Below are 20564 nucleotides of genomic sequence, written 5' to 3'. Positions count from 1 at the left end.
TAAGCCGGGCCGCGACGGGCAGCAAGCCCATGCCGGTCAGAAGCGGAAGTCTTCCGGATAGGAATGAAAGCCGTCAAAGTCGGCCTTGCCGAGGGGAACTCCGGCCGCGCGCAGGGCAGCGTAGCCCATCGTGACGTGGAAGAAGAAGTTCGGCAGGCCGTATAGGAAAAGAAAGTCGCTGCCAGTCTGCTCAAGCTCGGCAAAGCCCGCGCGGTGGCGGATGATCCCGGTCTCGGCCCCCTCGAAGTCAGCCGGGGTCATCGCCCCGAGCATCGCCCGCGCCACCGCCAGCCGGGGGCCAAGGCCCTGCGGCAGGTCCGGCACCTCGCGCCCCGCCAGCGGGCAGGCGATGCGCAAGGCAAAGCCCGCCGCAGTGGCGAACTGCTGGCGGGCGGGGAAAGCGTCGGCAATGCGGGCGTCCAGCGCATCCGGCCCCGCCACCGCCACGATGTCGCTGACGCGCGACAGGTAGTGGCGGAAGACGGGGACGGACGCCTGGTACATCAGCTGTCCTTGGGCACCACGCGCAGGGAAAGCTCGCGCAGCTGCTGGAGCGTGGGTTCCGAGGGCGCGTTCATCAGCAGGTCCTCGGCGCGCTGGTTCATCGGGAACATGATGACCTCGCGGATGTTCTGGGTGTCGGCCAGAAGCATGACAAGGCGGTCGATGCCCGCCGCACAGCCGCCGTGGGGCGGGGCGCCGTACTTGAACGCCTTGACCATCCCGCCGAAGCGCTTGTCGACCTCGGAGTTCGGGTAGCCGGCGAGCTCAAACGCCTTGTACATGATCTCGGGTTTGTGGTTCCGGATGCCGCCCGAGATGACCTCATACCCGTTGCAGGCAAGGTCATACTGGTAGGCGTAGACCTTCAAGGGGTCACCGTTCAGCGCATCGAGGCCCCCCTGCGGCATCGAGAACGGGTTGTGGGAAAAGTCGATCTTCCCCTCGTCGGTCTTTTCGTACATCGGAAAGTCGACGATCCAGGCGAAGCGGAAGCAGTCCTTCTCGGTCAGCCCCAGTTCCTCGCCGATGACGTTCCGCGCCTTGCCGGCGATGCCTTCGAAGGCCTCCGCCTTGCCGCCGAGGAAGAAGGCCGCGTCGCCCTTTTCGAGGCCCAATTGGACCCGGATCGCTTCGGTCCGCTCCGGCCCGATGTTCTTGGCGAGCGGCCCTGCGGCCTCCATTCCCGAGCCATCCTCGGCGTCGCGCCAGAAGATATACCCCATCCCCGGCAGCCCTTGCTGTTGGGCAAAGGCATTCATCCGGTCGCAGAACTTGCGGCCCACGGGTTCGCCCGACGGACCTTTCGGCGCAGGGATCGCGCGGACTTCGTTGCCGTCCTGCTCCAGAAGCTTGGCGAAGATCGCAAAGCCGGACCCCCGGAAGTGTTCCGACACGTCCTGCATCCTGATCGGGTTGCGCAGGTCGGGCTTGTCCGACCCATACCACTTCAGCGAGTCGCGATAGGCGATGCGCGGCCAGTCCGAGTAGACCTTCCGACCCTTGCCGAAATGTTCGAAAAGTCCTTGCAACACCGGCTGTACGGCGGCAAAAACGTCGTCCTGCGTGACGAAGCTCATCTCGATGTCCAGCTGGTAGAAGTCCGTGGGCGAACGGTCGGCGCGAGGGTCCTCGTCGCGGAAGCAGGGCGCGATCTGGAAATAGCGGTCGAAGCCCGCGACCTGGATCAGCTGCTTGAACTGCTGCGGCGCCTGGGGAAGCGCGTAGAACTTGCCCGGATGCAGGCGCGAGGGCACCAGGAAGTCGCGCGCGCCCTCGGGAGAGGAGGCGGTGATGATCGGCGTCTGGAACTCGGTAAAGCCCTGGTCCCACATGGCGTTCCTGAGCCAGCGCACCACGTTCGACCGCAGCATCATGTTCTGGTGCATCGTGTCGCGGCGGAGGTCGAGGAAGCGGTAGGTCAGCCGCGTCTCCTCGGGGTATTCGGTATCGCCGAAGACCGGCAGCGGCAGTTCCTCGGCGGCACCCAGCACCTCGAGATCGGTGACATAGACCTCGATCTCGCCCGTCGGGATCTTGGGGTTCACCAAGGACGCATCCCGCGCCTTCACCCGGCCGTCGACGCGGATGACCCACTCGCTGCGCACCTGCTCCAGCGCCTTGAACGCCGCCGAGTCGCCGTCGCACAGCACCTGCGTGATCCCGTAATGGTCGCGCAGGTCGATGAAGAGGACACCGCCATGGTCGCGCACCCGGTGGACCCAGCCGGAAAGCCGGACCGTTTCGCCCACATGGGACTTGTTCAGCGCGGCACAGGTATGGCTGCGATAGGCGTGCATCATCATTCCCTTTCAAGGGGCAGAAATTTCATCGCGCCGATACACCTTGCCCGCCCGCCCAAGTCAAGGGCCGACCACCGCTCCTCGTCGGTCTTCGACCGCTCGTCGCCCGCGAGGAGCGGACGTCAGTCCGACGACGAGCCGCCCCAGACCGCCGGGATCAGCCCGCGCAGCGCATTGCCGACCCAAAGCCGCACCCTGGGCAGGTCCTCGGCCCGCAGGACCTCCTCCTGGTACCCCAGTTCGGCCCGCAGCACCCCCGGCAACAGACCACAGGTCAACGGAGGCGTCCGCATCCCCTGCCCCCGGTCGAAGAAGACCGTGGTGATCGACCCGTCGCAGACCTCGCGCCGTTCGTTCAGGAAGATGACCTCATCTAACCCCTCGGGCAGCGAAGCCCGCGCCCGGTCGTAGGCCGCGCGCTTCGTGGATTTCAGCCGCAGCCAGGGGTCGTCCGACCGGAGACGCTCGTCCGCCAGCCCGACCCGCCATTCGACCTTTGCCGGCGGCAAGGGCGCGACCGTCCATTCCACCGCACCGTTCCGGTCAAGCGTCAACCGCAGTCGCGCTGGATGGGCCGGGCCGTCCGGCACCACGTCGGGACACTTCCACCCCAGCAATCCAGCAGACCGCGTCAGCCGCACCAGATGCAGCGGCCAGCGCGGGGCGCGCGCGCCGTCCCAGAGGACCGTCTCGATCAGCCTCAGTCCCGGCTCACCGCCGCCTTCACGAAGCGCGCCTTCCACAGCGCCTCCTCCCATTCGCCTGCCGCGGTCGAGCCATGCGTCAGCCCGCCGCCCACGTTCATCACGATATCCTGCCCGGTGATCGCCAGCGTCCGGATCGCGACCGAGAAGTCTGCCCGCCCGTCCGGCGACATCCAGCCGATGGCCCCGCAATAGACCCCGCGCGGAAAGGGCTCCACCTCGCGGATGATCTCCATCGCGCGGATCTTCGGTGCGCCGGTCACCGAACCGCAGGGAAAAAGCGCGGCCATCAGCGCGGGAAGCGACGGCGCCTCGGCAAGCTGCCCCTCTACCGTCGAGGTCATCTGGTGAACGGTCGAATAGCGCTCCATCGCGAAAAGCGCGGGAACCTTCACACTGCCGACACGGGCGATCCTGGCAATGTCGTTCCGCAGTAGGTCGACGATCATCAGGTTCTCGGCCCGGTCCTTGACCGACACCTGCAGCGCCGCCGCGATGGCGGAATCCCGGGCGGGGTCGGGATCGCGCGGGGCGGTGCCCTTCATCGGACGGGCGACGATGCGGCCCCCCGCCTCAAGCCGGAAGAAGAGCTCGGGACTGCGAGAGACAATCACCGGCCCCTGCCCAAGATCGACATAGGCGCCATGCCCCACCGCCCCGGTCCGCCGGAATGCGCCGTAAAGCCCAAGGGGCGTGCCGGACAGAAGCCGCGCCGTCATCGGAAAGGTCAGGTTCACCTGATAGCAATCGCCGGCAGCGATATAGTCGAAGACCTTGCGCGCAGCATTGCCATAGGCGCGCCGGCCGATCACCGGCACCGGCGCGGTCATCAACGTTGCCTGCCCCTCCGCGCCGGCCCGTTCCAGCAGGGCCCCCGCCGCCTGCGGTGCGGCAAAGACCCCAAGCGCCACCAGCGGCCCCGGCCGCCGCCGCGGCATCAGCCGGGTAAGCCGTGGCTCCAGGGCAAAGCCCGCCTCATAGGCGACATAGCCCGCAACCCAGCCGCCTTCCTTCCGCGCCCGTTCTGCTGCGGCGAGGGCCGGCCCGACCGTAGCCGCGCGATCGGCGACGATCACCTCCGTCGGCTCGGCAAACACCGCCGGAACCCCGGCTGGCCCATGTTCAAGCAGGATCACTGCTGCGGTCCCCTACATCCCTCCCGGCAGGTGATAGGGCGAGAGCCCCGCCTCCGCCACCCGTTTCCGGCCCCCAGTCTGCGGCGAATGCGACCTTTGTGGCGATGGGCGTTCCGGACGGGCCCAGGGCCGAAACCGACACCCACGCCATTTCCGTTGACGGAAAGTCTGCCCCGTGGCCACCTTCCACCCAAAGCAGAACCAACCGGGGGGCGGCATGTTCTTTCTTTTCGTCAAGGCGGCAATCTCGGGCGTCCTCGTGGCTTTGTCAGCCGAGGTGGCCCGGCGCTACTCGGGCATCGGCGCGCTGATCGCCTCGCTGCCGCTGGTGTCGGTCCTGGGGATGATCTGGCTTTGGCGCGATACCCGCGATGTGGAACGGCTGGCCGTCTATTCCCTCGCGACCGTCTGGTATGTCATCCCGTCGCTGCCGATGTTCGTCGTCATCCCGCTGCTTCTGCGCGCTGGCTTCGGCTTCTGGATCTCGCTTCTCATCGGCTGCGCGCTGACCATGGTTCTCTACACGATCACCGTCTGGATCGCCGCCCGCTTCGGCTTCAACCTCTAGCCGCCATTCGGCCCTTGCGCCGGGGCGGCGCGTGGCTATAACCCCCGGCAATTTGCGCAATGGATGGGGGCGGACATGCCGAAGCGGACCGATATCAAGTCGATCATGATCATCGGCGCGGGCCCCATCGTCATCGGCCAGGCCTGCGAGTTCGACTACTCCGGCGCCCAGGCCTGCAAGGCGCTCCGCGAGGAAGGATACCGGGTCATCCTGGTGAACTCGAACCCCGCGACGATCATGACCGATCCGGGGCTGGCGGATGCCACCTACATCGAGCCGATCACCCCCGAAGTCGTCGCCAAGATCATCGAAAAGGAACGCCCCGACGCGCTTTTGCCCACGATGGGCGGGCAGACGGGCCTCAACACCGCGCTGGCGCTTGCCGACATGGGCGTGCTTGAAAAGTTCAAGGTCGAGCTGATCGGGGCCAAGCGCGAAGCCATCGAAATGGCAGAAGATCGCAAATTGTTCCGTGAGGCGATGGACCGGATCGGGCTGGAGAACCCCAAGGCCACCATCGTCGCCGCGCCGAAACTGGCGTCCGGCAAGTACGACATCGCTGCGGGCATCCGGCAGGCGATGGAGGCGCTGGAATACGTCGGCCTCCCCGCCATTATCCGGCCTGCCTTCACCCTTGGCGGCACCGGCGGCGGCGTCGCCTACAACCGCGACGACTATGAGGCGGTCATCAAGTCCGGCCTTGATGCCTCCCCCGTCGCGCAGGTGCTGGTCGACGAATCCCTTCTCGGCTGGAAGGAATACGAGATGGAGGTCGTGCGCGACCGCGCCGACAACGCCATCATCGTCTGCTCGATCGAGAACGTCGATCCGATGGGCGTCCACACCGGCGATTCCATCACCGTCGCCCCGGCGCTGACGCTGACCGACAAGGAATACCAGATCATGCGGAACGGCAGCATCGCCGTCCTGCGCGAGATCGGGGTGGAAACCGGCGGGTCGAACGTGCAATGGGCGATCAACCCCGCCGATGGCCGCATGGTCGTGATCGAGATGAACCCGCGCGTCTCCCGGTCCTCGGCCCTTGCCTCCAAGGCCACCGGTTTCCCCATCGCCAAGATCGCCGCGAAGCTGGCCGTCGGCTACACGCTGGACGAGCTCGACAATGACATCACCAAGGTCACGCCCGCCAGCTTCGAGCCCTCGATCGACTATGTCGTGACCAAGATCCCGCGCTTTGCCTTCGAGAAGTTCCCGGGGTCCGAACCGAACCTGACCACCGCGATGAAATCGGTCGGCGAGGCGATGGCCATCGGCCGCACGATCCATGAATCGCTGCAGAAGGCGCTCGCCAGCCTTGAGACCGGCCTTTCCGGCTTTGACGAAATCGCCATCCCGGGTGCACCCGACAAGGCCGCGATCATCAAGGCACTCGGGCAGGCCACCCCCGACCGCCTGCGCGTCATCGCCCAGGCCATGCGCCACGGTCTGACGGATGACGAGATCAACCAGGTCACCGCCTTCGACCCCTGGTTCCTGTCGCGCATCCGCGAGATCATCGTGACCGAAGCGCAGGTCCGCAAGGATGGCCTCCCGACCAATGCCGAGGGTCTGCGCAAGCTGAAGATGATGGGCTTCACCGACGCCCGGCTGGCGAAGCTGACCGGTCGCGACGAAGGCCAGGTCCGCCGCGCCCGCCGCAACCTTGGCGTCCAGGCGGTCTTCAAGCGCATCGACACCTGCGCCGCCGAGTTCGAGGCCCAGACCCCCTACATGTATTCCACCTACGAGGTCCCCGCGATGGGCGAGGTGGAATGCGAAAGCCGCCCCACCAAGGCGAAGAAGGTCGTCATCCTTGGCGGCGGCCCGAACCGCATCGGGCAAGGCATCGAGTTCGACTATTGCTGCGTCCACGCCTGCTACGCGCTGACCGCCGCGGGCTATGAGACGATCATGGTCAACTGCAACCCCGAGACCGTATCGACCGACTACGACACCTCGGACCGCCTCTATTTCGAACCGCTGACGCTGGAGCATGTCCTTGAAATCCTGCGGGTGGAGCAGGAGAACGGCACGCTGCACGGCGTCATCGTCCAGTTCGGCGGCCAGACACCCCTGAAGCTGGCCAATGCGCTGCACGCCGAAGGGATCCCGATCCTTGGCACCACGCCCGATGCCATCGATCTGGCCGAGGACCGCGAACGCTTCCAGCAGCTCCTTCACAAGCTCGGCCTGAAGCAGCCGGTGAACGGCACCGCCCGCAGCCGGGACGAGGCTTTCAAGGTCGCGGCCGAGGTCGGCTATCCCCTCGTGATCCGCCCGTCCTTCGTGCTTGGCGGCCGCGCGATGGAGATCATCCGCGACGACGCCCAGCTTGAACGCTACATCGCGACCGCCGTACAGGTCTCGGGCGACAGCCCCGTCCTTCTGGACAGCTACCTCTCCGGCGCGATCGAGGTTGACGTCGACGCCCTCAGCGACGGCAAGGATGTGCATGTCGCGGGGATCATGGAACATATCGAAGAGGCCGGGGTCCATTCCGGCGACTCGGCCTGCTGCCTGCCGCCCCATTCGCTGACCGCCGACACCATCGCGGAACTCAAGCGCCAGACCATCCAGATGGCCCTTGCGCTGAATGTCGTCGGCCTGATGAACGTGCAATTCGCGATCAAGGACGGGGTGATCTACGTGCTGGAAGTCAACCCCCGCGCCAGCCGCACCGTGCCTTTCGTAGCCAAGGCGACCGACAGCGCTATCGCCTCCATCGCCGCGCGCCTCATGGCGGGCGAGACGCTGGCCCGCTTCCCGATGCGCGCGCCCTACCCCGCCGGCGTCGGCCCCGATACCGACCTGCCGCTGGCCGACCCCCTGACCCTCGCCGATCCGCAGACGCCCTGGTTCAGCGTGAAAGAGGCCGTCCTCCCCTTCGCCCGCTTCCCCGGCGTCGACCCGGTCCTTGGCCCGGAGATGCGGTCAACGGGTGAGGTGATGGGCTGGGACCGCACCTTCCCGCTTGCCTTCCTCAAGGCCCAGATGGGGGCCGGCACCCACCTGCCCGAGGCGGGGCGCGTCTTCCTGTCCGTCAAGGACACCGACAAGAGCCCCGCCCTCGCTGCCGCCGCGCGCGACCTTGTGGCGATGGGCTTCCAGATCGTCGCGACCAGGGGCACGGCGCAGTGGCTTGCCGCGAATGCGGTGAAGGCGGAACCCGTCGCCAAGGTCTACGAAGGCCGCCCGAACATCGTCGACCGGCTGAAGAACAACGACATCGCGCTGGTGATGAACACGACCGAAGGCACCCAGGCGATCAGCGACAGCCGCGACATCCGCCGCGTCGCGCTGATGGACAAGATCCCCTATTTCACCACCGCCGCGGCGAGTATCGCCGCCGTCGCCGCGATGAAGGCGCGGGGCGAGGGGTATGGAGTGCGGACGCTGCAGGGCTAAAGGCGGGGCCTTCGGGGGCGCTCAGCCTCACGCATAAGCCCCGGCCCAGCGGCTGACCAGCTGCCCCTGCAGCCGTCGCGCCCGCTTGTTCCAGGCCGTCGCGCCCTCCGGCTCTTCCCGCAGTGCGACGGGCACGGCGTCGCGCCGCGCGGGATCGCCGCTGAAGATCGCGAAGACGAGTGGCTTTCCCTTCGGCGGCACGATGTGACCGGCAAGGCCCGAGACAAAGTTCAGCGTCCCCGACTTGGCCCTCACCTTGACCGGATGCCCCTCGATCACCTTTCCGGCGTCGTCCTTCATGCCCACGTCGCGCAGGATCGGCATCAGCCCGCGCCCGCCGCGTTCCGCCGCGACCAGGATCGCGGCCATCCCAGCCGCCGTGACGCGTGACCGCCCGCCAAGGCCGGAATGGTCGTGGAGGTCGACCTCGACCCCGAAGGCCGCCTTCACCCAGGCCGACATCGCCCCCGCCGAAGCCTCCAGCCCCGCAAGTCCCGAGGCCGTCAGGCCCACGCATTCCGCCGTCACGTTGGTTGAAAACCGCAGCATGTCGCGCAGGACCTCGGTCAGGGGTTCGCTTTCCACCCGGGCAATCTCGCGGCCACCGGGCAGGGCCTCGGCCCTTTCGCCCAGGCCCAGCTTGATGCCCTGCGCCCGGGCCAGGGTGCGGAACACCTCGGCCGTATAGCGCCCCGGATCGCGGACCGGCAGCCAGCGGCTTCCGCCCTTGCCCAGGGCCTCCGAGGCGACCGTCCAATCCTCGACCCCGCCTTCGTCATAGGTGAAGAGCGGCGCCTCGCGCGGGGCGATCTCCACCCGCACCATCTCGACCGGCGGAACAAAGCGTTCCCCGCGTGCGTCGATGGCCACCTGCCAGGCCTTCCCGGCCCGCTTCCATTCGAAATGCACCCGGTTGAAGTTCAGGTTCAGCCCCGAGAGGGCCGCGTTGTAACCGACATGAACCGGCTGATCGCCCGAAATCCCCTTCAGCCGCGGCAGCGCCCCGTCCCAGTAGAGGAACCGCCCGGTCGCCCCCCTGACGCCGGCCTTCGCTACCGCCGCCACAAGGTCACCCAGCTGGTCGGTCTGCAGCGTCGGATCGCCCCCGCCGACGAGGATCAGGTCACCCTGCACCATCCCGTCCGCCACCGGGCCTGTCGCCAACACCCGTGTGGCAAACCGATAACCCGCGCCCAGCCGGTCCAGCGCGTAAAGTGCCGTCACCGCCTTCGCCACGCTGGCTGGCGGCATCCACAGATCAGGCTGCCGCGACGCCAGCACCGCCCCGGTCCCGGCATCGGCGACGACGAAGGCCACCTCGCCCCCGAGCTTCGCCGCCGCGATGAGGGCCTCGATCTCGGAGGCATCCGGGACAGCAGCAGGTTGTCCGCCCCGCGGCACCGGCCGGGGCGAGCTTGCCATGACCTCGGCCAGAGCAGGGTAAGCCCCGCCCGCCAGCAGTCCGGCCAGCATCATCCGCCGCGTGATCACTCCGGGACCCTCCCTTTCAGCCGGTGATACCCGATCATGGCGATTCCGCCAGCGACGGAATTCCCTTGCCTGGTCACGACGGCGTCACCGGCTTCCACCCGCCCCGCTCCCGGATCTCGGTCGAGGAGGCATCGTTCATCGGCAGGTTCACGAACGCCCAGACCGGCGGCTTCCGGCCCCGCAGGGTCTCGCCCCGCTCCACGCGATGCACCCGGAAGGCCCGCGCCGCCACCGACAGCCGCGCCGCCACGCCCGACCCGGGCCGCGCCAGCACCCCCACCGGCACCGCCCGCAGGATATCCCGCCAGCGGCCCCAGCGGTGGAACTGCACGAGGTTGTCCGCCCCCATCAGCCAGACGAAGGTTACGCCCGGATAGATCGCGCGCAGCCGGTCGATCGTATCCGCCGTCGCCCGGGTCCCCAGCGCCTCTTCCAGCGCCGTGATCTTCACCCGCGGATCGCGCATCACTGCCCTAGCCCGGGCCATCCGGTCGGCCATCGGTGCCGGCTGCCGCGCCTTCAGGGGATTGGCTGGCGTGACAAGCCACCAGACCTGGTCCAACCCCATCCGCTTCAGCGCCTCGCGCGTGATGTGCACATGCCCCTCGTGCGCCGGATCGAACGACCCGCCGAGCAGACCCACGACCATGCCCCGGGTCGCCACCGGAAATCCTGCCCGCATCGGCCCCCTCATCCCTTGCGACCAGAAAACCCGATGCGCCCTTCGCGCACAAGCCGCCAACCGTTGCAGCGCCCGCCCTTCATCGCTACATACGCGCCAACCCCAAGGATCCCCGGAGCACGTCATGGCCAGCTATCAATACGTCTATCACATGGAGAACGTCTCCAAGACCTACCCGGGCGGCAAGACCTGCTTTGAAAACATCCACCTGAACTTCCTGCCCGGCGTGAAGATCGGTGTCGTCGGCGTCAACGGCGCGGGGAAATCCACGCTTTTGAAGATCATGGCGGGCATCGACAAGGACTTCAAAGGCGAAGCCTGGGCGGCCAAGGGCGCGACCGTCGGCTACCTCGCGCAGGAGCCCTACCTCGACCCCGCGCTCACCGCGAAGGAAAACGTCATGCTGGGCGTCGCCAAGCAGCAGGCGATCCTCGACCGCTACAACGAACTCGCCATGAACTACTCGGACGAAACCGCGGACGAGATGGCGCAGCTCCAGGACCAGATCGACGCCCAGAACCTCTGGGAGCTTGAGGCGACCGTGGGTGTGGCGATGGACGCGCTCCGCTGCCCGCCGGACGATGCCGATGTGACCACGCTTTCGGGCGGGGAACGCCGCCGCGTGGCACTCTGCCGGCTGCTTCTGGAAAAGCCGGACATGCTCCTCCTCGATGAACCGACCAACCACTTGGACGCGGAATCCATCGCCTGGCTGCAGAAGCACCTGATCGACTACAAGGGCACGATCCTGATCGTCACCCACGACCGCTATTTCCTTGACGACATCACCGGCTGGATCCTGGAACTCGACCGCGGCCGGGGCATCCCCTATGAGGGCAACTACTCCGCATGGCTTGACCAGAAGGCCAAGCGGATGGCGCAGGAAGCGCGTGAGGACAAGTCCAAGCAGAAGGCGCTGGAAAAGGAACTGGAGTGGATCCGCTCCGGCGCCAAGGCGCGTCAGGCCAAGGGCAAGGCCCGCCTCAATCGCTACAACGAGATGGCCAGCCAGACCGTCACTGAACGCGCCACCACCGCGCAGATCATCATCCCGAACGGTGAGCGCCTGGGCAACAAGGTGATCGAGGTCGAGGGTCTGAAGAAGGCGATGGGCGACAAGCTTCTGATCGAGGACCTTTCCTTCGTGGTGCCCCCCGGTGCCATCGTCGGCGTCATCGGCCCGAACGGGGCGGGCAAGTCCACCCTCTTCCGCATGATCACCGGGCAGGAACAGCCCGACGCCGGCACGATCAAGCTGGGCGAGACGGTGAAACTCGCCTACGTCGACCAGTCGCGTGACGCACTCGACCCGAACAAGAACGTCTGGGAGGAAATCTCCGGCGGGGCCGAGGTCATCCACCTCGGCGACCTCCAGATGAACTCCCGTGTCTACACCGGGGCCTTCAACTTCAAGGGCACCGACCAGCAGAAGAAGGTCGGTCTCCTCTCCGGCGGGGAACGCAACCGCGTCCATATGGCGAAGCTTCTGAAATCCGGCGGCAACGTTCTTCTCCTCGACGAACCGACCAACGACCTCGACGTCGAAACCCTGCAGGCGCTTGAAGCCGCCATCGAGGATTTCGCCGGCTGCGCGATCATCATCAGCCACGACCGCTTCTTCCTCGACCGCCTCTGCACCCACATCCTCGCCTTCGAAGGCGACGCCCATGTGGAATGGTTCGAGGGCAACTTCGAGGCCTACGAGCAAGACAAGGTCCGCCGCCTCGGCCCCGACGCGCTGGAGCCGAAGCGGGTGAAGTACAAGCGGTTCGCGAGGTAGGTCGGGGCCTGCCCCGACTCCCCCAACATCGGTGGTCGGGGCCTGCCCCGACACCCTCGCGCCCCCCGTAGGTCGGGCTTCAGCCCGACTCCCGCCTAAGCCTGTCACCTTGTGGGGGCCCTTTCCCTCCCCCACCCCCCGCCCCTATCTTCCGTCCATGACGGATCGCTACCCTTCCGGCCCCCTCGGCCTCATGCTCGCCGCAGGCCTTCTCCTCGCCGCCTGTGCCGGGGTGCCGGATGAGGCAAGGCCGCCCCTCTACACCGCCGGGACCACCGACGTGCCGAAAGAGATCACCTTTCTCCTTCCCGGTGCCCTCAGCACCGCCGCGATCTTCGGCGAAGCGAACGGTTGGAACAGCGACCGGCACCTGGTGATCGAATACCGCCTGCCCGGAATGCGGGGCGAGCCGGTGAAGCCGCCCCTCGACATCCTCCGCGCTGCCGGCTGGGTTGCGGACTATGCGAACCTATATCCGGACGCAGAGATCAACCTCCTCGGCTATTCCACCGGTGCCGCCATCGCGATCGAGGCTGCCGGCCGGATCGAGGACAGCGCCCGCGTGAACGTCATCGCCGTCTCCAGCGCCACGCCCTTTCCCGGTGCGGCCCTCGCCACCGTCCGGGGTGCGGCAGGGGTGGCGGGATCGGCCATCGCCACGGGGTCGCTCGACCCGCAGACCGTCTGGGACGAGTATTTCATCACCCTCTACCTCGGCTCCGGCTGGCGGAACTCACCCGAGAAGCGGGCTCTGGCCGACCGGATCAGGGAAAGCTTCGAGGGCCAGATCAACAAGCCGGGCGAGGGGCGGGGCCGGTCGCAGTCGGGCAGCCTCCTCGGCTGGGCGCTTTCCGGGGAAGCAATGGCGTCAGAGGCCCGCATCACCTTCTTCCACGGCGAGAACGACCCTGTCTTCCCCCTCTCCGGCGTCCGTCAACTGGCCGGCCGGCTTCAGGCCACCCTCTGCGTGCTGCCCGGGGACGGTCACATGGTCCTTCTGTCGCGGACGGACCTGATCGACCGGGTTGAGCGTGTGGTGACAGGGGCCGGCGGGCCCTGCGGCTGACACCGCCATAGGGAACCGGCGGACAGGCCCCGCGTTTTCCTGTCATGCAACCAACCGGAGACCTGCCATGAAAGGCGCGCTTGCCTGGCTGATCGGCATCCCGATCCCGCTCATCATCATCCTCTACCTGCTGGACGTATTCTAGGCCAAAGGCAGTCCCCGGAGCCGACGACTCCGGCCCGGGGCAAACCTTAACACCACCCTAACGCAGACAGCCAAGTCATTGATTTATATTCATAATATGAATCTGACCACTGTGGTCACTTAGCCCAGCAACTCCAGGACCTCATCCGCCAGCCGGCCAACCTCGACCGCCGCGACGCCCCGCGTCTCGGCCGCGCCAAGGCCCTGCCCGAGGGTTTCGGCAAACACGACCCTCTGGCCAAGGCTCGCCTCGGCCACCCCGCCGACCTCGCCGGCCGCCGTGGCGACCTCCAGCCCCAGCCGGGTGCCGGCCTTCACGCGGTTCAGCACGATCACCGCCCGCCGCCCCTCGCGCCCGATGAGGTCGAAGACCCCGTCCGTGGCCCAAAGATCGACCATCGAGGCCGATACCGGCACGATCACCAGGTCCGCCTCGCGCAGGGCGGGGCGGAGGTCCGCGTCCACCTTGGGCGGGGTGTCGACGATCACGATGTCGGCCACCTTCTTCAGCTTCTCGCATTCATAGCCGACCCCCCAGGCCGAGGCGGTAGAGAACTCCATCCCAGCCTCGCCCAGCCGCTGCCGCCGGGCCATGAACCACCGCCCGAGGCTGCCCTGCGGGTCGGTGTCCAGAAGCGCGACCTTCAGCCCCCGCCGCCGGAACTCGACCGCAAGGTTGGCCGCGATCGTCGTCTTTCCCGACCCACCCTTCTGCTGCGCCACGCACAAGACCTTGCCCATCGCGAATCCCCGGTTTGCTGCGTTGCAGCATAACCTATTCGCAATCGCGGCACAGCCGGAAAACGAAGGCCCCGGCGGGACCAAAGGGCGAACCCCTTTCAATCAGGTGGCGAATGTGCGATTGTCACTTTCGCGACGTTAACTTTTCGACCACTGTCTCCGACCATCGGCCACAGCAATCGACCTTAGCTGACGGGGCCAAGCCGCCGCATTTCGCGGGCGGCAGACTTGAAAGGAGACATCACGATGGCCAAGGGCACCGTGAAATGGTTCAACGAAACCAAGGGATACGGCTTCATTGCCCCGGAAGGCGGCAAGAAGGACGTGTTCGTGCACATCACCGCGCTTGAGCGTGCGGGTCTTCGCAGCCTGAAAGACGGCCAGCCGGTCACCTTCGACATCGAAGCCGGCCGCGACGGTCGTGAAAGCGCGACCAACCTGGCGCTCGCCTGAACCAAGACCTTGGATCGGGGGTGGCATCACCCCCGATTCGTTTGCCGACCGCCGGTTACATCACCGCCGTCGGCAATCTGTCGCGCAGGACATGATCGAACCCGCGACGGAAATCCTCGTCCCCGACCTCACTTGGCAGACAGACTGCTGTGCGCCGTCCGAACGGGAAGGCGGGTTTGTCGAAATCCCGGCTGACCAGCATCACGCGCATTCTGGCTTCGGCCGCGATCAGGGACGATACGGCCAGTTCCCCGCCGGACATTCCGCCGTAGCTGTCACAATCCATAACGAACAGATCATACCCCATCGGATCGCGGCTAAGCCTTGCCAGTGCGAGATCAAGGGTAACCTCGACATCAACGTGGCTTCCGAACCCGGCCAGCCGGTCGGCCGTCCGGCCGTCTTCGGCATCCGACAGAAGCAGCACGCGCGCGCCCACCGGCCGCACCGGACTTGACTTGGCATGGTACTCAATAGCGGTTTGCATCAACTCAGCCTCCACCGTTTCTGAAATCTTCATTCGAATGTCATTGCGGTATCCGTAGGTCACAAATGCGGAAACTTGCCGGTGAATTCCGGCTCGGCGTATGCGCTTGCTGCTCCGGACTGGACGTGACCCCCTTTGCCCCAGCCGGCCGGTCCGTGCCCCCGCCGCAGTCTGCCTGTCAGTCAGGCATCTGTTAACCTATTTTTCACCAAATTGCAGCCCTTCATGCAAAATGGCTGCACCGTGTGATTCGGAGGTTGCCCATGAACCGGCTGGCCAACATGACCCATGCGACCCTGCGGGCCGATCTGGCGGTTGCCTTTCGCTGGACGGCGCGGCTGGGAATGCATGAGGCGGTCGCAAACCATTTCTCGATGGCGGTGAACCCCGAAGGCACGCGGTTTCTGATCAATCCGAACGGACGGCACTTCAGCCGGATCACCGCCTCGTCCCTGATCGAGATCGACGCCAACGATCCCGCCACGATGTCGCATCTCAATGCCCCGGACCCGACCGCCTGGGGCCTCCATGGGTCGATCCACCGCGCCTGCCCGCATGCGGCCTGCGTCATGCACGTCCATTCGATCCACGCGACGGTGCTGGCGAGCCTCGCCGACAGCCGGCTGCCCGCGATCGACCAGAACTCGGCGATGTTCCACAACCGTCAGGTCGTGGACGATCATTTCGGCGGCATGGCCTTCGAAGAGGAAGGCGCGCGCTGCGCTCAGCTTCTGGCGGATCCGAAGATCACGACCATGATCATGGGCAACCACGGTGTCCTGGTGATCGGGGCCACGGTGGCCGAGACGTTCAACCGGCTTTACTATTTCGAGCGGGCCGCCGAGACCTATATCCGCGCGCTGCAGACGGGCCGGCCGCTGCGCTATCTGCCTGAGGACGTCGCCGAAAAGACCGCTCGTGAATGGGAAAGCTTTCCCGGCTTCGCCGATGCTCACCTGGCCGAGCTGCGTGCCATCCTAGATGCCGAAGACCCGGATTACGCGGCCTAGGGTCAGGGAACGGACATCGCTTGTCGCAGAAGCAGCGGCGGCCGTCGCACCCCGGCTGCGATCAGGGGCGCAAGCAGCGCGGCGATTTCGCGGTGGGCCGCTGGTCCCGGAAGTCCGCCGCCCTCACCCAAGGGGTCCTCTGCCGCGTCTGCCGCCCTGGCAGCGTGGCTTGGGACCGCGAGGATGACCTCACCCGCCAGCGGGCGAAGGCGTTCCAGCATGCCGGTATCCACGAACAGCGGGTCCGGGCCGAACGTCACTGCGCATTCCGGCGGCGGGGCGTCCGCCAGCCACAAAAGTCGCCGACGGAGCGGTAGGTGCACAAGCAGGCTTTGCATCCGGCTGACCCAGGTTTCCTTCAGCGCCGCGACCACGGTTGCGAAGTGGTCGGCATCGGTGCGGACCAGCACCTGCAGAAGGTGCCGGGCAAAATGGATCTCGGTAAAGTCCACCTCGGGGTAAAGCGCCCGAAGCTCTGCCGTTGCGGCAAGGAACCGGTCATTGCGCCGGGAATGGACGCTGTAGAAGGGATTCGACAGGGTCTCGGCCCCCGTCACCTGCACCACGGCGGCGTCGGCGCGCGAGATCAGGTTCAACACGCCCGGGTCCGAAAGATAGGTATCCGGCCCGCCGCTCAACGTGCCAAGATTCAGCACCGGCAGACCGGTCGCCGCCGCGACGATGGCCGGATAGGGCTGCGCCACGGACTTTCCGAGCGTGGCAGAGCCACCGAGGATCGCGAGATAACTGGCGTCGGGATCGGGGGTGGGCCAGCGTGACGGAGCTTTGGGCGTAACCGCCTGCCCCTCGTCTGATATTCCCGCATCGGCCCCGATCGACTGCATCACCCTGCCCCCTTGCACCCCAGACCCCGGGGCAAATCTGGGCAATGAGGGTTGCACAAAGGCTAAAATCGGACGATTGCCGACAAGTTGACGCACTTCCCCCGTTCTTGCGTCGCTGCAGGGCAGCGGGCATAACCGATAGGATGAACGGAGGGGGCGGGATGGACATCAGGCAGGTTGGCGTGGTCGGGGCCGGGCAGATGGGCAACGGCATCGCGCATGTCTTTGCGCTGGCCGGGTATGAGGTCCTGATGACCGACATCTCGGAAGACAGCCTTGCCAAGGCGTTGTCAACAATCGAGAAAAACATCGACCGCCAGGTCGCACGGGGCAAGGTGCTGCCTGCCGACAAGCGGGCGGCGCTGGGGCGGATCAAGACCACGCTGAAGCTGACCGACCTCGGGGAATGCGACCTGATCATCGAGGCCGCGACCGAACGCGAGACGGTGAAGCAGGCGATCTTCGAAGACCTGGTGCCGCATCTGAAGCCGACGACGATCCTGACCTCGAACACCTCGTCGATCTCGATCACGCGGCTGGCAAGCCGCACCGACCGGCCGGAGAAGTTCATGGGGTTCCACTTCATGAACCCGGTGCCGGTGATGCAGCTGGTGGAACTGATCCGCGGCATCGCGACGGATCAGGAGACATGGGACACCCTGCATGAGGTGGTCAGAAAGCTTGGAAAAACAGCGGCTTCGGCCGAGGATTTCCCGGCCTTCATCGTCAACCGCATCCTGATGCCGATGATCAACGAGGCGGTCTATACGCTGTACGAAGGCGTGGGGTCGGTGAAGTCGATCGACGAGTCGCTGAAGCTTGGGGCGAACCACCCGATGGGGCCGCTGGAACTGGCGGATTTCATTGGCCTCGACACCTGCCTTGCGATCATGAACGTGCTGCACGAGGGTCTGGCGGATACGAAGTACCGGCCTTGTCCCTTGCTGACGAAATATGTCGAGGCTGGGTGGCTGGGGCGGAAGACGCAGCGGGGGTTTTATGACTACCGCGGCGAGGTGCCGGTGCCGACAAGGTAAGCCCTTGCGGGCGCTGGGTTAATTCGGCCAGTTAACGGAAGGTGAAGCGTCTTCCATCTGTCTTCCATCGGTCTTGCCGGCGTCTTGCACCCCGGCTGCCGCACGCAGCGTTTACCCTGTTTGCCGAATCGCCTGCGGGATTGACTGCATTACGCCTCGCGCGGCCTGACCGACGAGAAGACGAAGTCGCACGAGGAGGCGTTACTTTCCGAGGGCCAGCGTATGGTCGCGGAGCCAGGCCAGGAACCCGCGCGGGTTGCCTTCCCATTTCTTCAGCTCTTCCGCCGGGATGGGTTCGCCGATCACGGGGCGGGTCGGCTTGAAGAGGCAGCGCTTGATCTCGTAAAGCAGGAGGCCCTGCCGGATCGTGTCGCTGATCTGGTTGGCGATCTGGAAGGCGCGGGAGTTCTGGCCGGGGAAGTAGATCGGCAGGATCGTCGCCCCGGTGGACCGGACGATCTTGTGGGTGAAGACGTTCCATTCCGCCTCGACCGCCGGGCCCCACCAGTCTTCGGACATCGCGACCTTGCCGGCGGGGAAAAGGATGATGACCCCCCCCGCCTTGAGGTGCTTCATCGTTTCGTCCCGCATTTGAAGGCTAAGCTCACGCGCGTTGTCCTCATGCGGGAAGGGGACGGGAATCATGAATTCTTCGACTTCCGGGATCCCGGTGAGGAGCGAACGGGTCAGGATCTTGAAGTCGGACCGGACGCGGTTGACCATCTCGGCCAGGACCATTCCGTCGACAAGGCCCGACGGGTGGTTCGAGACGACCACGACGGGGCCGGTCGCGGGGATGCGGGCGATTTCTTCGGGCGGGGTGTCGATGCGGATGCCCATGTGGCGGATCGCCTTGGGCCAGAAGGGCGCGCCGAAGGGGGCGCCGGATTTTTCAAAGCTGCGGATCAGGCGCAGAAGCTGGACCTTGGCGGTCAGCCATTCGATCGACCGGATCGTCCCTGCCTTCCAAGGGTTCTTGAAGGTGCCGGCATAGGAAAGCCGGCGCATGTCATACTGACGCTCGACCCGCGCGGCAGGCGCAATGCCGTCAAGCGGTTTCCCCGCCCCACCGATCTGCGACTGTTCCGTCACGAAGCGACTGCCTTCATCCCCAGCGCGCTTCAATACTCCTCACCGAAGCGGGCCGCAACCAGCGCCTCCAGGGCATCGGCAAGCTTCCCCGCTTCTGCCCCGGATGTCCGGACCTCAATAGTGGTTCCGCGCGAGGCTGCCAACATCAAAAGCCCCATGATGCTGTCGCCCGAGACCGTCAGCCCGTCCTTCAGCACCTCGGCGCGGGCGTCATGCGCCTCGACCACCTCGACAAACTTGGCGCTGGCACGGGCATGGAGGCCCTTTTCGTTCACGATCCGGAAGGTGCGCGTGTCCAAAGGTCAGGCTCCACCACCGAGATCGAGGCTGTTGATGTATTTGCGCCCCGCGTCCAGCGCGGCCGCGACCGCCTCGGGGACGGCCATGTCGCGCGATTTGGCAAGCTTGATCAACATCGGCAGGTTTGCACCGTAGAGGATGCGGCGACCGCTGGCCGCACAGGCCGGGAGCGACAGGTTCGAAGGTGAGCCGCCGAACATGTCCGTCACCAGGACCACGCCCTGGCCTACGTCCACGGCGTCGGCCGCGTCGCAGATTTCGGCCTGCTTGGCGCTGCGGTCATGGTCATCCTCGATCGAAATCGCTCGGACGCCGTCCTGCTTGCCCACGACGTGTTCGACCGCCGAGAGATACTCCCGCGCGAGTCCGCCATGCGCCACGATCACGATTCCGATCAAGCGTCCGCCACCTTCCGTGCGTCGGGGGCCGGGTCGGCCGCCCTCCGTTCGAGTTCCCGGTGTCGTTTTGACACCGCCCAGCCTGCTTCCGCAAGCGCATTGCCGACCAGTTCCGCCATGGCGACCGACCTGTGTTGCCCTCCGGTACAACCGAACCCGACGGCAAGATGCGCCTTGCCCTCGTCCAGATGGGCCGGAAGCAGAAAGAGGAGGAGGTCGCGCAACTTCTGAAAGAACTCGGCAAAGCGGGGATCGGCGCGGACGAAGGCCTCGACCGCCGGATCGCGGCCATCAAGGGCGCGGAGCGCGGGCTGCCAGTGGGGATTCGCGAGGAACCGGCAATCGAAGATCATGTCGACCCCGCGCGGCACGCCGCGCTTGTAGCTGAAGGACTGCAGCGACACCGACATCCGGCCTGCGGGGCCGGCATCGAATCGGCTGGCGATTTCGGCCTTGAGGTCGTGCTGGTTGAGGTCGGTGGTGTCGATCAGGTGGTCGGCGCGCACCCTGACCGGGGCCAGAAGGTCGATCTCGCGTTCGATGCCCTGCGCGGGCGTCTCGGCCGGCGCCAGGGGGTGACGCCTGCGGGTTTCCGAGTAGCGGCGGATCAGGACGCCGGGCGCGCAGTCAAGGTAGAGGACCTCGAGGCTGACATTGGGGTCGCGGGTCAGCTGGTCGATCAGCTCGATCAGGGCGGTGGCGTTGAAGTCGCGGTTGCGGACATCGAGGCCAAGCGCAATAGGCCGGCCAAGCGGCGCGCCTTCGGTGAGACGCGGAACAAGGCTGAGCGGGATGTTGTCGATGCCTTCGTAGCCGAGATCCTCCAGCACGCGGATCGCGGTCGTCCGACCGGCGCCCGAGGGGCCGGTGACTAGGACAAGGCGGTGATCGGGGCCGGGGTCAGCCGTCATGTGCAGAACCT

The 20564-nt window shown here is 66.3% G+C and carries 20 protein-coding genes; 7 read left to right on the top strand and 13 right to left on the bottom strand.

The genetic code is table 11. The features are described 5' to 3' along the window. Window positions 1-36: 36 nt before the first annotated feature. The 4 genes from AC2D9V_RS08905 to AC2D9V_RS08890 all read right to left on the bottom strand — a co-directional run bounded on the left by AC2D9V_RS08905 (window position 37) and on the right by AC2D9V_RS08890 (window position 4143). Window positions 37-504, bottom strand: a complete 468-nt coding sequence (locus AC2D9V_RS08905; protein WP_484713714.1) for a DUF1993 family protein — start codon at window positions 502-504, stop codon at window positions 37-39. Next, window positions 504-2300 carry an aspartate--tRNA ligase gene (gene aspS / locus AC2D9V_RS08900; RefSeq protein ID WP_484713713.1) on the bottom strand — a complete coding sequence of 599 codons (1797 nt, stop codon included), beginning with the start codon at window positions 2298-2300 and terminating at the stop codon, window positions 504-506. The genes AC2D9V_RS08905 and aspS overlap by 1 nt, the downstream gene beginning before the upstream one ends. A 125-nt stretch (window positions 2301-2425) precedes the next feature. Next, window positions 2426-3046, bottom strand: a complete 621-nt coding sequence (locus AC2D9V_RS08895; protein WP_484713712.1) for an aminotransferase class IV family protein — start codon at window positions 3044-3046, stop codon at window positions 2426-2428. Continuing rightward, the gene (locus AC2D9V_RS08890) at window positions 3004-4143 is read right to left on the bottom strand and encodes an aminodeoxychorismate synthase component I (RefSeq protein WP_484713711.1); all 1140 of its coding nucleotides are present in this window, start codon (window positions 4141-4143) and stop codon (window positions 3004-3006) included. The genes AC2D9V_RS08895 and AC2D9V_RS08890 overlap by 43 nt, the downstream gene beginning before the upstream one ends. A 217-nt stretch (window positions 4144-4360) precedes the next feature. On the opposite strand from AC2D9V_RS08890, the gene AC2D9V_RS08885 reads away from it, so the two are divergent. Both AC2D9V_RS08885 and carB read left to right on the top strand, forming a co-directional pair. Then, window positions 4361-4711, top strand: coding sequence for a DUF3147 family protein (locus AC2D9V_RS08885; RefSeq protein ID WP_484713710.1), 351 nt, complete (start codon window positions 4361-4363; stop codon window positions 4709-4711). A 75-nt stretch (window positions 4712-4786) separates the two neighbouring features. Next, window positions 4787-8116, top strand: coding sequence for a carbamoyl-phosphate synthase large subunit (carB, locus tag AC2D9V_RS08880; RefSeq protein ID WP_484713709.1), 3330 nt, complete (start codon window positions 4787-4789; stop codon window positions 8114-8116). A 27-nt stretch (window positions 8117-8143) separates the two neighbouring features. Here carB and dacB read toward each other — a convergent pair whose 3' ends face one another. Further along, entirely contained in the window at window positions 8144-9607 is a 1464-nt protein-coding gene (gene dacB / locus AC2D9V_RS08875; protein WP_484713708.1) for a D-alanyl-D-alanine carboxypeptidase/D-alanyl-D-alanine endopeptidase, read from the bottom strand. A gap of 73 nt (window positions 9608-9680) precedes the next feature. Beyond that, window positions 9681-10289, bottom strand: coding sequence for a nicotinate-nucleotide adenylyltransferase (locus AC2D9V_RS08870; protein ID WP_484713707.1), 609 nt, complete (start codon window positions 10287-10289; stop codon window positions 9681-9683). A gap of 124 nt (window positions 10290-10413) precedes the next feature. Between AC2D9V_RS08870 and ettA the strand changes: the two genes are divergently transcribed. After that, the gene (ettA, locus tag AC2D9V_RS08865) at window positions 10414-12069 is read left to right on the top strand and encodes an energy-dependent translational throttle protein EttA (protein ID WP_484713706.1); all 1656 of its coding nucleotides are present in this window, start codon (window positions 10414-10416) and stop codon (window positions 12067-12069) included. A 157-nt stretch (window positions 12070-12226) separates the two neighbouring features. Further along, entirely contained in the window at window positions 12227-13135 is a 909-nt protein-coding gene (locus AC2D9V_RS08860) for an alpha/beta hydrolase (protein ID WP_484713705.1), read from the top strand. 264 nt (window positions 13136-13399) lie between these two features. On the opposite strand, the gene parA is transcribed toward AC2D9V_RS08860, so the two are convergent. Continuing rightward, window positions 13400-14020 carry a ParA family partition ATPase gene (gene parA / locus AC2D9V_RS08855; RefSeq protein WP_484713704.1) on the bottom strand — a complete coding sequence of 207 codons (621 nt, stop codon included), beginning with the start codon at window positions 14018-14020 and terminating at the stop codon, window positions 13400-13402. Window positions 14021-14266: 246 nt separating this feature from the next. Between parA and AC2D9V_RS08850 the strand changes: the two genes are divergently transcribed. Further along, window positions 14267-14473, top strand: coding sequence for a cold-shock protein (locus tag AC2D9V_RS08850; RefSeq protein ID WP_103258321.1), 207 nt, complete (start codon window positions 14267-14269; stop codon window positions 14471-14473). A gap of 55 nt (window positions 14474-14528) precedes the next feature. Here AC2D9V_RS08850 and AC2D9V_RS08845 read toward each other — a convergent pair whose 3' ends face one another. After that, complete coding sequence (locus tag AC2D9V_RS08845; protein ID WP_484713703.1) at window positions 14529-15023, bottom strand: hypothetical protein; 495 nt, start codon at window positions 15021-15023, stop codon at window positions 14529-14531. A 200-nt stretch (window positions 15024-15223) separates the two neighbouring features. Between AC2D9V_RS08845 and AC2D9V_RS08840 the strand changes: the two genes are divergently transcribed. Next, the gene (locus tag AC2D9V_RS08840; RefSeq protein ID WP_484713702.1) at window positions 15224-15970 is read left to right on the top strand and encodes a class II aldolase and adducin N-terminal domain-containing protein; all 747 of its coding nucleotides are present in this window, start codon (window positions 15224-15226) and stop codon (window positions 15968-15970) included. A gap of 2 nt (window positions 15971-15972) precedes the next feature. On the opposite strand, the gene AC2D9V_RS08835 is transcribed toward AC2D9V_RS08840, so the two are convergent. After that, window positions 15973-16815, bottom strand: a complete 843-nt coding sequence (locus tag AC2D9V_RS08835) for a DUF6473 family protein (protein ID WP_484713701.1) — start codon at window positions 16813-16815, stop codon at window positions 15973-15975. Between the two features lie 161 nt (window positions 16816-16976). Here AC2D9V_RS08835 and AC2D9V_RS08830 point away from each other — a divergent pair, with 161 nt between their 5' ends. After that, entirely contained in the window at window positions 16977-17852 is an 876-nt protein-coding gene (locus AC2D9V_RS08830; protein ID WP_484713700.1) for a 3-hydroxybutyryl-CoA dehydrogenase, read from the top strand. A 201-nt stretch (window positions 17853-18053) separates the two neighbouring features. Here the strand turns inward: AC2D9V_RS08830 and AC2D9V_RS08825 are convergent, their stop codons facing one another. Genes AC2D9V_RS08825 through rapZ form a run of 4 tightly spaced genes read right to left on the bottom strand, consistent with a single transcriptional unit; the run spans window position 18054 to window position 20553 of the window. Then, window positions 18054-18944, bottom strand: a complete 891-nt coding sequence (locus AC2D9V_RS08825; protein WP_484713699.1) for a lysophospholipid acyltransferase family protein — start codon at window positions 18942-18944, stop codon at window positions 18054-18056. Window positions 18945-18973: 29 nt separating this feature from the next. Further along, entirely contained in the window at window positions 18974-19243 is a 270-nt protein-coding gene (locus tag AC2D9V_RS08820) for an HPr family phosphocarrier protein (protein ID WP_484713698.1), read from the bottom strand. Between the two features lie 3 nt (window positions 19244-19246). Continuing rightward, window positions 19247-19642 (bottom strand): PTS sugar transporter subunit IIA, encoded by a 396-nt coding sequence (locus AC2D9V_RS08815; protein ID WP_484713697.1) that lies wholly within the window; start codon window positions 19640-19642, stop codon window positions 19247-19249. Then, window positions 19639-20553: an RNase adapter RapZ gene (gene rapZ / locus AC2D9V_RS08810; RefSeq protein ID WP_484713696.1), complete on the bottom strand. Its 915-nt coding sequence runs from the start codon at window positions 20551-20553 to the stop codon at window positions 19639-19641. Before rapZ ends, AC2D9V_RS08815 begins: the two co-directional genes overlap by 4 nt. Window positions 20554-20564: the final 11 nt, after the last annotated feature.

The organism is Tabrizicola sp. T46 (genome assembly GCF_057219895.1).
This window is presented reverse-complemented; position numbering and strand designations above follow the sequence as displayed.